Annotated in this window: 9 protein-coding genes; 3 read left to right on the plus strand and 6 right to left on the minus strand. The window is 71.8% G+C overall.

Going from position 1 to position 12197, the window contains the following annotated elements; genetic code table 11:
* Nucleotide 1 precedes the first annotated feature (1 nt).
* From AB0J88_RS24690 to AB0J88_RS24705, 4 genes are all read right to left on the minus strand, one after another.
* Entirely contained in the window at nt 2-316 is a 315-nt protein-coding gene (locus AB0J88_RS24690; RefSeq protein ID WP_364358276.1) for a cold shock domain-containing protein, read from the minus strand.
* A gap of 16 nt (nt 317-332) precedes the next feature.
* Nucleotides 333-1328 (minus strand): type I glyceraldehyde-3-phosphate dehydrogenase, encoded by a 996-nt coding sequence (gene gap, locus AB0J88_RS24695; RefSeq protein ID WP_364358279.1) that lies wholly within the window; start codon nt 1326-1328, stop codon nt 333-335.
* Nucleotides 1329-1333: 5 nt separating this feature from the next.
* On the minus strand, nt 1334-1918 hold the full coding sequence (locus AB0J88_RS24700) for a TetR/AcrR family transcriptional regulator (protein ID WP_364358282.1): 585 nt from the start codon (nt 1916-1918) through the stop codon (nt 1334-1336).
* A gap of 71 nt (nt 1919-1989) precedes the next feature.
* Nucleotides 1990-3690 (minus strand): enoyl-CoA hydratase-related protein, encoded by a 1701-nt coding sequence (locus AB0J88_RS24705; RefSeq protein ID WP_364358285.1) that lies wholly within the window; start codon nt 3688-3690, stop codon nt 1990-1992.
* Nucleotides 3691-3870: 180 nt separating this feature from the next.
* Between AB0J88_RS24705 and AB0J88_RS24710 the strand changes: the two genes are divergently transcribed.
* The gene (locus tag AB0J88_RS24710; protein WP_364358288.1) at nt 3871-4644 is read left to right on the plus strand and encodes an SDR family oxidoreductase; all 774 of its coding nucleotides are present in this window, start codon (nt 3871-3873) and stop codon (nt 4642-4644) included.
* Between the two features lie 75 nt (nt 4645-4719).
* Nucleotides 4720-6105 (plus strand): FAD-dependent oxidoreductase, encoded by a 1386-nt coding sequence (locus tag AB0J88_RS24715; protein ID WP_364358291.1) that lies wholly within the window; start codon nt 4720-4722, stop codon nt 6103-6105.
* Here the strand turns inward: AB0J88_RS24715 and AB0J88_RS24720 are convergent.
* On the minus strand, nt 6051-8105 hold the full coding sequence (locus AB0J88_RS24720; RefSeq protein ID WP_364358294.1) for an AAA family ATPase: 2055 nt from the start codon (nt 8103-8105) through the stop codon (nt 6051-6053). The genes AB0J88_RS24715 and AB0J88_RS24720 overlap by 55 nt on opposite strands.
* Nucleotides 8106-8214: 109 nt before the next feature.
* Here AB0J88_RS24720 and gntF point away from each other — a divergent pair, with 109 nt between their 5' ends.
* Nucleotides 8215-9453, plus strand: coding sequence for a guanitoxin biosynthesis pre-guanitoxin forming N-methyltransferase GntF (gene gntF / locus AB0J88_RS24725; protein ID WP_364358297.1), 1239 nt, complete (start codon nt 8215-8217; stop codon nt 9451-9453).
* Nucleotides 9454-9509: 56 nt separating this feature from the next.
* On the opposite strand, the gene pepN is transcribed toward gntF, so the two are convergent.
* Nucleotides 9510-12065 carry an aminopeptidase N gene (gene pepN / locus AB0J88_RS24730; RefSeq protein ID WP_364358300.1) on the minus strand — a complete coding sequence of 852 codons (2556 nt, stop codon included), beginning with the start codon at nt 12063-12065 and terminating at the stop codon, nt 9510-9512.
* Nucleotides 12066-12197 lie beyond the last annotated feature (132 nt).

Here is a 12197-nt window from a genome sequence, read left to right on the forward strand (position 1 = left end):
GTCACATTCGAGCGGGTTCGTCCGGCGGGTCGACGTCGAGCCGCAGGGTGCTGCCGTACGCCGCCGACGGGCTCTGGTCCGCGGGAGGCTCGGGGTGGTCGTCGCCGGTTCGGACGGTGACCGCCCGGTAGGCATAGCCGTCCTGCTCCGCCGGTTCGAAGTCGAACGAGACGTGCTGGCCCGGGTGCAGCGTGCGGTAGCCCGTCATGCGGACGCTGCTGAAGTGAGCCCAGCATCCGCCAGGGGTGGAGGCGGAGTCGATGACGCCCCACCCCTCGTCGCTGTGCCATTCCCGGACGATGCCCACCGTGTCCACGGCATCAGTATCGCGGTCAGGCGAGCCGTTCCGAGAACTCGACCAGGCGGTTGGCGAAACCCCATTCGTTGTCGTACCAGCCGAAGACCTTGACCTGGTTGCCGACGGCCTCCGTGAGCGGGGCGTCGAAGATCGACGAGTAGGGGTTGCCCACGATGTCCGCCGAGACCAGCGGCGCTTCCGAGTACTGGAGGTAATGCCGCAGTCGCGGGGAGGCGGCCGCCTCGCGGAAGGCCGCGTTCACCTCGTCGACGCTCGCGCCGCGCCGCAGGACCACCGTGAGGTCGGTGATCGAGCCCACCGGGACCGGTACGCGCAGTGCGGCACCGGTGAGCCGGCCGTCGAGCTCCGGGATGACCTTGCCGATCGCGTTCGCCGCGCCCGACGACGTCGGGATGGTCGACACCGCGGCGGCACGGGCGCGGCGCAGGTCGGAGTGCGGGGCGTCGTGCAGCCGCTGGTCACCCGTGTACGCGTGGATCGTCGTCATCAGGCCGGACTCGATGCCGAACGCGTCGTTGAGCACCTTCGCCAGCGGCGCGAGCGAGTTCGTGGTGCACGAGCCGTTGGAGAAGACGTCGTGGCTGTCCGGGTCGAGCGTGTCGTCGTTCACCCCGAGCACGTAGGTGGGTACGTCACCCTTGGCCGGCGCCGAGATGAGGACCTTCCGCGCGCCGCCCCGCAGGTGTCCCGCAGCCGTGACCGCGTTCGTGAAGTGGCCGGTCGACTCGATGACGACGTCGGCGCCCACGTCACCCCACGGGATGCCGGCCGGGTCGGACTGCCCGAAGACCCGCATGCTGTTGCCGGCGACGGTGATCGTGTCGCCGTCCACGGCGACGCCGTCGAGGTGGCCGGAGACCGAGTCCCACTCGAGCAGGGTGGCCAGCGTGCGGGCGTCGGTGAGGTCGTTGACAGCGACCACCCGCACGTCGGCGTTGTTCGCCAGGGCCGCGCGCAGGTAGCTGCGCCCGATGCGGCCGAACCCGTTGATGCCGATGCGTACCGTCATGGCGTTCAGTTCCTCTTCTTCTTGTCAGGCGCGGGCGCGGCCGCCCGGAGCAGGTCGAGGACGCCGGCGCGGGCGTCCTCGAACGGTCCCGGGTCCTGCTGCGCGATCGCGATCACGTAGCCGCCCTGCAACACGGCCATCAGGGTGTGGGCGAGGCGCTCGGCGTCGAGGTCGGCCCGCAGCTCGCCGGCGGCGACCGCCTCGCTCAGCACCTTGACCCAGCTGACGTGGACCTGGGCGAACGCGCTCGCCACCGGGGCGAGCAGCACGGGGTCCTCGCGGACCTGAGGGTCCTGCGTCATCCGGCCGACCTTGCAACCCTTGAGCGCGTCGCGGGGACGCATCAGGTAGGCCTCGATCCGGGCCATCGGGTCGCCGGGACCGTCCAGTTCGGACGCGGCCGGCAGCAGGTCGGCGACGTTGCGCTCGAGGGCCGCCAACGCCAGGTCGCGCTTGGCCGGGAAGTGGTGGTACATGCTGCCCTGGCCGACCCCGGACCGTTCGCGCACGTCACGCGGGCTCGTATCGGCGTAGCCCCGCTCCCACATGAGCTCGCTCATCGTCTCGACCAACAGTTCTCGCGAGTCCATGCGGCCAGTCTGTACATACCAGTAGGTACAGCGCAACACCCACGCGCTCACGACGTGACGCAGCACACCGGTCAGGCGTACGCGCCGCGGTACTCGATCGCCGCCGTCGGTGGGGCCGTGGCGCGCTTGCGGACGAAGTTGGCCACCGCCGACTGGAACTCCGGGCTCGCGAAGTCCCGGTCGATCCGGGCGAGCTCCCGTGCCTGCGTGGCCGCCAGCTCGGCCTCCGTCGGCAGAGGCCGCCACCGTGCCCGCCCCGCTCGCTTGCCCACGTCCCGGTGGTTCACCGCGAGCTCGTGCACCCACTCCGTCAGGTCGTCGCCGGCCAGGCCGTCGGGTGCCAGGTAGTCGACCAGGCCCTGCCGGTGCGCCTGGTAGGCGCTGAGCGGGAGGCAGTCGAGCAGCAGGTCGGCCCGGGACTGCTCGTCGGGCAGGCGCGCCGGCAGCGTCAGCGTGTGGAACTCCGAACCGGTCAGGCCGCCCATGCCCACGTAGTGGTAGTTGAAGGTCCGGCCCGGCACCGCGACCACCACGTCCGCGCACAGCGACAGGAACGCGCCCCCGGCGCCGGCGTCGCCGTCCAGGAGCGCGATGACCGAGACGCCGTCGCGCCGGGCCTGGAACATCGCCAGGGCCACTTCGTTGATCGCGCGGATGTTGGCCTGGGCCTCGGGCACGAGGCCGGCGCGGGAGGCGTACACGTGGTTGAGGTTGATGCCGTTGCCGAACGGGCCGCCGCCCCCGCCGCGCAGCACGATCTGGTCGACGTCGGTGCGGCGCGCCGCGGCGGTGATGCTGCTGGCGACCGCGTGGCAGAAACCCGTCGACCAGGCTCCGTTGTACGCGGCCGCGGTGATCACGGCGACCGGACCGCGGCGGCGGGTGACGACCGGACGGTACGACGCCGGGTCGCCCTGCCACGCCGGCAGGTAGCCGAGGACGTCGCGAAGCCACCAGGCCGCCGGCTGTTTGAAGTCGGTCTTGACGTGGCCGATCCAGACGCTGTCGCGCCGGCCGTCGCCGCGCACCGGGCCGGTCGCGACCTGGATGGCGCTGTCCGCGAGCCAGCCGACGACCTCGCCCTGGTCGCCCCGGCACGGGCCGGCGGGGTGCGCGTCGAAGACGTGGACCGGATGCCCGAGCAGCGCCGTGCGGACGCCGGGGGCGCCGTCGCGGGCCGCCACCCGCCAGACGACCTCCTCGGCGGGCAGCGACCAGTCGACGGTGCAGTCGTCCTGCCGGAGCACGTCGTTCCAGCGGCCGAGGACGTCCGAGTGCTCGTAGTCGAGGGGCCGCGGGTCCGGCGGCGGGTCGGCCACGACCCGCTCGAGCCCGGCCAACATGGCGGCCCGATTCTGGTACGCGTAAATCCAGCTCTTCGTGGCCGGCCCGGCCGGATAGCGGAAGGTGCTGGTGTGCACGATGTCGCCGGTGTCCCAGCCGGCCGCGGCGAGCAGCAGGGTCGTGCCGCCGAACGGCTCGCGGCGGCACCGTCCCCAGTCGATCGACGAGGCGCCGCGGTCGCCGAGCCGGCCCGGGTGGTTGATGACGACGCGGCCGAGCAGCTCGTCCGGCACCCGGGTGGTCAGCGTGGGCGCGAAGACGAGGTCCGGCCCGTACCACCGGTGTGCCTCGACCATGGCCTCCGGCGAGCCGACCGGCTGGAACGCGGTCTGGATCCCGCGGTCCCGCAGCCAGCAGTAGGCGGCCATCGTGGCACCGCCGAACCCGTTGGACAGCAACAGCACCCGTTGTATGCGACGTGAGACCACGGCAATACTCCCAATCCGGTCATCCAGTCCAACGACCGAGTCGGCCTCACCGCCGCGGAGAAACCATTCCGACCATGAATCGCGCACGAGCCCGATTAACGCGCGCCCCTGCTCGACGGCGACGGACGAAATGTCAGCCGAATCCACCTGCGGGCGGCGGGATCGGCGAGAAGATGGGTTGTGGATCTGGGTCTGAACGGAAAGACAGCGGTGGTCACCGGGGCCGGCAAAGGCATCGGGCTCGCCATCACCCGCACGCTCGCCCGCGAAGGCGTACGCGTGATAGCCGGTTCACGCACGATCACCCCCGAGCTGAGCGAGCTCGAGGGAGTCCGCCCGATCGCGCTCGACCTCGCGACGCCCGACGGGCCGGTGCGGCTCCTCGCCGAGGCGGAGCAGCAGGGCGGCGCCGACATCCTCGTCAACAACGTCGGTGCGACCCGGCCGCGCCCGGACGGCTTCGCCTCGATCACCGACGACGACTGGCTCCAGACCATCACGATCAACTTCCTGACGGCGGTACGTGCGACGCGCGCGGCGTTGCCGCAACTGCTGGAGCGGCGCGGGGTGGTCGTCACGGTGTGCTCGGTCAACGCGACCTTGCCCGACCCGCTGGTCATGGACTACAGCGCGGCCAAGGCGGCCCTGCTCAACTTCTCCAAGGCCCTGTCGAAGGAGGTCGGTCCACGCGGCGTGCGGGTCAACACGGTCAGCCCCGGCCCGGTGGAGACCGACCTCTGGCTGGGCGAGCACGGCATGGCCCAGACCATGGGCGCGGCGACGGGAGCCAACCCGGGCGACGTCAAGGACGCGGCGGCCGGCCAGTCGGCGACGAACCGCTTCACCCACCCGCAGGAGGTGGCGGACCTGGTGGTCTTCCTGGCCAGCGCCCTACCGGGCAACGTCACAGGCACAGACCACATCATCGACGGCGGCCTGACGACGTCGCTCTAGTGGACAGCGATTAGTAACCAACTGACCTGTCGCGTGAGCACCCGCGGGCTCGATCCTCGGGTCCGGAGGTGCACAGTGTCCAGAATCCTCGTTCTCGGCGCCGGCCTGTGTGGGCTGTCGACCGCGATGCTGCTCGCCCGCGACGGTCACCACGTCACCGTGCTCGAGCGCGACCCCGCCGAACCACCACCCGTCGCGGACGCCTGGGAGGCGTGGCAGCGGCCCGGTGTCAACCAGTTCCGGCTGCCGCATCTGATGGCGGCCCGTTGGCGGGTCGAGATGGCCCGCGAGCTGCCGCACGTGCTCGACGACCTGGTCGCCGTCGGCGGGCTCCGGACCAACCTGCTCGGGCTGCTGCCGTCGGCCCAGCGCGGCGACTGGCGGTCCGGCGACGAGATCTTCGAGACCGTCACCGCCCGCCGGCCGGTCCTGGAAGCCGTGATGGCCGGGGCCGCCGCGGCCACGCCGGACGTCACGATCCGGCGGGGCATCACCGTCAGCGGGCTGCTCACCGAGGGGACGCGCGTCACGGGCGTGCTCGCCGAAGGCGGCCACACGCTGCGGGCCGACCTGGTCGTCGACTGCGGTGGTCGCCGTTCGGCGGTCGCGTCGTGGCTGGTCGCCGCCGGTGCCCGGCCCCCCGCCGAGGAGCGGGCCGACTGTGGCTTCGTCTACTACGGCCGGCATTTCAGGGGCGCGATGCCCGAGGGGCGCACGAACGTCGTGCAACGGCACGAGTCGGCGTCGATCCTGACGCTGCCGGGCGACAACGGCACATGGAGCGTCGCCGTGATCACCAGCGCCCGCGACCGGGTGATGCGCGGCCTGCGTGAGCCGGCGCGCTGGGATGCCGCGGTGGCCCTGTACCCGTTGGCCGCTCATTGGTGTGACGGCGAACCGACCCCTGGCGTCGACGTGATGGCCGGCATCGAGGACCGCCACCGCTCGTTCGTCGTCGACGGCGAGCCGGTCGCGACCGGCGTCGTCGCGGTCGGCGACGCGTGGGCGTGCACGAACCCCTCGCTGGGGCGCGGTGCCGCGATCGGCCTGCTGCACGCCATCGGGCTGCGTGACGTACTGCGCGACACCGACGCGGGCGAGCACGAGAAGCTGGTCCGGGGCTTCCACGACTGGACGATGGCCAACGTGGAGCCGCTCTATCGAGGCACCCTGTGGTTCGACGCCCACCGCCTGGCCGAACTCGACGCCGACGCGGAGGGCGTGCCGTACCGGCCGGGCGACCCGAGGTGGGCGTTCGGCCTGGCCACGTTCGCCGCGAGCCTGGGTGACGAGGAGGTCGCCCGCGCGTACCAGTCGCTGAGCTCGTTGTTGAGCACGCCCGACGACCTGCGCGCCCGGCCCGGACTGCCCGAGAAGATCATGAAGCTCGGTGCCGGCGCGCCGAACTATCCGCTGCCCGGCCCGGGGCGCCGGGAGCTGCTGGCCGCCATCGGGGGCTGAAGGCGCACATCGCCGATCTCGACCGTCCACAGCAGATCGGTGAGGTGTTCGAGCGCCCGGGCCAGATAACGGCGGTACGTGCTCAGCGGCAGGTCCAGGACCTGCGCGGCCGCCTCCTGGGTCGGCGCGGGGCGCAGGTAGGTGCGGTGCAGGACGGCCCGCAGCTGCTCGCCCTTGGGCTCGTCGGCGAGCCGGGCGACGGCGGCCTCGATCGTGGCGCGCAGTTGCGCCGCGGTCGGCCCCTCGGGCGTGGACGCCAGCGCGGAGCCCATCAGCGGGCTGGCGGCGAGCTGGTCAGGGCGGTGCAGCACCGGCAGCAGCGCCTTGACCGCCGAGCCGAACCGGTCGCGGCCCATCGGCGGTGGGCGCAGCAGCGCGGCCGGGGGTGGGCCGGTCTCCCCCGAGTGCCCGCGTTCCCGCATGAGGTCGAGCCAGCCGTCGACGGGGAGGCGCCGCCAGTCGATGCCGAAGCCGACGCGCCGCTGCCCGTCCACCTCGACAGAGACCAGCGGCGCGAACGCGACGTGCTCGAATCGGGGCGCCCAGAACTCCGGGTCCGAGGTGACCCCGACCGACCAGGCGAGCGGCCGGGTCAACCACTCGATCACGCTGGAGACCGGTGCGGCGAGCACGGCGTAGGGGTCGCGTTCGTACTCCCGCGCGCCCGCGACGACCCGCACGATGTTGACCAGCTCACCGGGCCGCGTCGGGCCGTGCCGCGCGACGTGGTCGAGGACGGCCCGGACCGCGGGGTCGCGCTCCTCCAGCGCGGACCCGCTGGGACAGAACAGGTGCAGGGCGAAACCCGCGACACCGTCGGGCGTACGCACGACGTAAAGATGTTCGGGTTGCTCGTGCAGCCAGGCCCGGGTCAGCTCGGCGGCCGCCGGTCCCTCGAACCGTTCGACGATTCGGCAGACCTGGTCGTGGTCGTCGGCCCGGCCCGGCACCACCGCGGCGGAACCCAACGCCCGCAGGGCCGAGAAGGCGGTCGCGTACGGGCTGTTGCGCTGGAGGAAGAGCAGTTGCTGGGCGTGGCGCTGCCGGTCGGGGCCGGTGGTGGCCCGTAGGCCGGTGACCGTGTGGGCGTGGATCACCCTGCGGTGCGCGTGGTAGCGCTCGGGCATCCGGCGCTCGAACTCGGCGTCGAGCACGTCGCGCGCCAGGTCGTGGACGAACAGCCCGCGTGGTCCCCGGGTGACGAACGGGCGTCGCGCGAGCCAGCGCCACACCTCGGGCGCGTCGGCGCCGACCATGCGCTCGAGCAGGTCCTCGGTGGTCAGCCAGGCGATCGCGCACGTCGCGAGGCCGGTCAGGTGCGCGTCGCCGGGCACGTCGCGCAGGAACGACCCGAGCAGCGCGGAGATCAGGTCCGGCGCGTCGGCCAACGAGCCGGGCACGGTGCCGGTCGCCGCCAGGTCGGCCAGCAGGGCGATGGTCAGCGGATGCCCCTGGCCGAGCCGCGCCAGGTGCGACCGGATCTCCGGCGGGACGCCGGCGTGGGCGAGCAGGTCCGTGCTCTCCGCGGCGTCGAAATGATCGAGCTGGTGTACGGCGACGAGCCGGCGCCACCCGGCGTCGGTGCGCCAGGGCGCGGCGGGCGGGTCGCAGCCGGCGAGCACGACGACGGTGTCGGCGGACAGGCCCGGCACGAACGCGTCGCGCAGCCAGTCGTCGATCGCACCGAGCTCCTCGTAGCCGTCGACGAGCAGCACCGCGTCGTCGAGGTCGTGGTGGTTGACGGCGGCGGTCAGCCCGTCGGGTGACGGGTCGACCTCACGGCCGTCGAGCTGCACGACGGTGCGCCCGGCGGCGCGGGCACGGGCACGGAACTCGGCCAGCAGGGTCGTCTTGCCGATGCCACCGTGGCCGTGCACGAACAGCACCCGGTGCGACGAGCGCCCGGCGATGGCGTCGTCGAAGCAGGCGAGCTCCCGGCGGCGCCCGACGAATCGTTCGCGCCGCGCGGTGTCCAGCAGGTCGCCGAGGCTCGTGGTCACACCCTTCTCCTTCGGTTGCCCTACTGTCCGCCCGGCAGCGTGGGTTTGGACAGCGATTAGCCACTATCTGACGTGGTGGGTGAGCGGCCCGTGACCCGACCCTGCGTGCATGAGATGGACTGTGAGCGCCGCCGCCACCGTCGTGTCGACCTACGCGCTGGACGCGTTCGCCGCCGCGGCGGGCGCTCTGGTCGTGACGTCGGGCGTGCTCGACGGGCTCGCGTACCAGTGGGTGGTGGTGATCCTGGTCGCCAGCTATGTGGTCTGGGCGGCCGGACTGCGCACGAACCTGCGCGCGAACGGCGCTCTGCTGGCCGCGACGGGCACGAGCACGAACGTCCTGTCGAAGGCGGCGCACGACCTGACCCGACGCTTCTCGCGTGCGGGGCGTGCGCCACGCGTGGCGGCGGCGGTCGCCTATGCGGGCACGGAGGTCGTCAAGGAGCTGCCCTACTACGCGGCGGCGTTCGGGGCAGCGGCCGCGACGGACGCGATCACCTCGGCGGACGCGCTGGTCTTCCTGGCAGGAGCGAACCTCGGAGCCGCGGTGTACGAGTACGGCCTGGGCCGCCTGACCACGGTGTTCCTGCGGCGCCGTTTCGCGTCGTTCGAGCGGGACTGGGTGCCGCGTCGCTACCTGGCCGACTACTACCGCACCGTCGAGCCGGACGAGCTGGCCACGATCGCCTTCCTGGTCGAGGCGCTGCGGTCGGCGGACCGCGACGAACCGATCCTGTACTTCGGCGTGGGCCCGACACTGCACCACGTCTTCGCCGCGGCGGAGGTGGCCTCGGAGATCCACCTGGGCGACTTCCTGCACTCGAACCTCGCCGAGCTCCAACGCTGGATCGACCGCGCGCCGGACGCGCACGACTGGCGGCCGTTCGTGCGCTACACGCTGCGCTGTGAGGGAGTCAGCGAGCCGACGGAGGACGAGGTGACGCTCCGCGAGGACCTGACCCGCAAGAAGATCACCGATCTGATCCAGGTGGACGCCCGCGTGCATCGCCCGACCGACCGCCGGTACGCGACGGTGATCAGCCCGTACTGCGCGGACTCGGCCACGGACAACCTGGAGACGTGGCGCGAGCTCATGCGCAACATCACCGGCCTGGTCTCACCCGGGGGTCTGTTCATCACGGCAGCCCTGCACCGCTGCACGGCGTACACGGTGGGAGACCGCCGCTTCCCGAGCGCGAACGTGAGCGAGGCCGACCTGCGAGCGTCCCTACGCCCGGACTTCGAGGTGCTGGACGACTCCGTCGAGGTGTGCTCGACAGGCCAGCAAACCGCGCACGGCTACGCCTCGGTCCTGCTGGCCAGCGCCCGTAAGCGCGGCGCCCGATGACCGCTGGGGAGGCTGGGCCGTTGGCTCGGCCTCCCCAGGCATCGACGTGCGGAGGGTCAGGACTGCGAGGCGGCGATGTCGCGGAGGCGGGCGCGGAGGGCGCGCTCGGTTGTGTCGCGGCCTTCCGCTACCAGGCGGCGCAGCGCCGCCGGGTGGCCCGTCTGCGACAGCCACGCGTCCGCGGCCGCGACGACCTCGTCCGTGATCGTGTGGGTCGGGTAGCCGTAGACCACGAACTCCTGGGCCGGCTCCGAGTCGCGCATCGACCACACGGCGGCCGCCGACTCGAAGAACTTCGGGGCGTACGGGGCTGTCAGCTCGACCTGCGTCGGGTGCTGGAAGCCGATCAGCAGCGCCCGGTTGCGCCAGTTCGGCAGTTCCTTCGACTCGGTCAGCGTCCGCCATACCGATGCCTTGCTCTCGGCCGTCGGGATCAGGGCGTGGGTCTCCGCGGCCTCGCGCTCGCCGCTCGACGTGCGGTCGCGGGCCAGTTCCGCCTCGATCTCCGTGGCGTCCGCGGCTCCGTTGGCGACCAGCGCGCGCAGCAGCGACCAGCGGAACTCCGTGTCGATCGGCAGGCCGTCCGGGATGTTGTCGCCGCCCAGCCAACCCCGCAGCACCGCCAGGTGCTCGTCCGAGCGGGCCGCCGACGCGAACGTGCGCGCCCACGCCAGCTGGAAGCCACTGCCCGGCGCCGCGGACAGCATCGCCGTGCGGGCCGTGTCGGCGAGCTGTGCCCAGCCGGTCGGTGCCCACTCCGGGTCGGCGTAGTAGGACAAGGCGCCGGCGGCCTGGCGCAGCGTCGCGGTCACCAGGTTGATGTCGGTCTCCGCCGGCAGGCCGGTCAGCGCCAGGGCGACGTAGTCGCGGGCCGCGAGCTCGGCGTCCCGCAGCATGTCCCAGGCAGCGGCCCAGCACAGGGCGCGTGAGAGAGACGACTCGAAGCCGTCGATGTGCTGCACCACCGTGGCCATGGAGCGCTCGTCGAGGCGCAGCTTCGCGTAGGTCAGGTCGTCGTCGTTGAGCAGCAGCACGTCCGGCGCGCGGACGCCGACGAGCTGCGAGACCTGCGTCCGCTCGCCGGTCACGTCGATCTCGAGCAGCTCCCGCCGCACGAGGGAGCCCGAGTCGGTCAGGTCGTAGAGGCCGACCCCGATCCGGTGGGTACGCAGCGTCGGGTAGTCCGCCGGCGCCTCCTGGAGCACGACGACCGACTCGTAGGTGCCGTCAGCCCCGATGACCACCTGTGGGCGCAGCGTGTTGACCTGCGCCGTCTCGAGCCACTGGGCCGCGAACTTGCGCAGCTCACGGCCGGACGCCGACTCGAGCTCGCCGAGCAGGTCGTCGAAGGTCGCGTTGCCCCACGCGTGCCGGGCGAAGTAGGCGCGCAGGCCGGCCAGGAACGGCTCGATGCCCACGTACGCGACGAGCTGTTTGATGACCGAGGCGCCCTTGGCGTACGTGATGCCGTCGAAGTTGACCTCGACCGCTTCCAGGTCGGGCATCTCGCAGTAGACCGGGTGGGTGGAGCTGAGCTGGTCCTGCCGGTAGCCCCAGTTCTTGCGGATCGACAGGAACGTCGTCCACGCGTCGGTGAACCGGGTGGCGTTGGTGTTGCACCAGTGGCTGGCCCACTCGGCGAACGACTCGTTGAGCCACAGGTCGTTCCACCAGCGCATGGTGACCAGGTCGCCGAACCACATGTGGGCGAGCTCGTGCAGGATCGTGTTGGCCCGCTGCTCGTATTCGAAATCCGTGACCTGCGAGCGGAAGACGTACGCCGACTCGGCGTGGGTGACGCAGGCGAAGTTCTCCATCGCGCCCGCGTTGAAGTCGGGCACCCACAGCTGGTCGTACTTCGGCAACGGGTAACGGACACCGAAGTTCGCGTGGTAGAAGTCGAAGCCCTGCGTGGTGATCAGGTTCAGGTCGTCGGCGTCGAAGTACTGCGCCATGCTGGCCCGGCAGAAGTAGCCCAGGTCGATGCCGTCGTGCTGGAAGCGCTCCTCGTGGTACGGCCCGGCACACAGCGCCGTGATGTAGGTCGACATCCGCGCGGACTGTTCGAAGTGGACGGTCTTGAGCTCGTCGTCGACGGCCTCGACCCCGGACACCGGCGAGTTCGAGATGACCTTCCAGTGCGCCGGCACCGTCGCGTGCCAGGTGTAGACCGACTTGAGGTCGGGCTGGTCGAACGACGCGTACACGCGCTGGGCGTCGGCGGTCTCGAACTGGCTGTAGAGGTAGGTCTCGCCGTCGACCGGGTCGACGCTGCGGTGCAGGCCCTGGCCGGAGGTCGAGTAGTTGAAGTCGGCGTCGACCACGAGCTCGTTGGCGGCGGCCAGGCCGGTGACCGCGAGGCCCTTGTCGGCGGCCCAACCGCTGATGTCGACCGGCGCGCCGTTGAGCGTGGCCGAGCGCACGGACGCGGCCGCGAGCTCGATGAAGGTGGTGGCCCCCGGCTCGCTGCAGTCGAACACGATCGTCGTCGTCGAGCGGAACGTCCGCGCGTCACCCTGCCCGGCGGAGGCCAGGTCCAGGCTGATGTCGTACGAGGTGACGTCGAGCAGTCGGGCTCGTTCGGCCGCCTCGGCCTGGGTCAGGTTGCGCACACCAGCCACGGTCTGTTCTCCCATTCGCATTTTCGCCGACGACACCGGCGGCATCGTTTTCGAGTCTTCCATGCCGGCCGCGGCCAACCACGGTAACCCACGTCACGGTGCCCGGCCGGTGGCAGAAGGGTT

The organism is Asanoa sp. NPDC049475 (assembly GCF_040676915.1).
Lineage (GTDB): Bacteria > Actinomycetota > Actinomycetes > Mycobacteriales > Micromonosporaceae > Asanoa.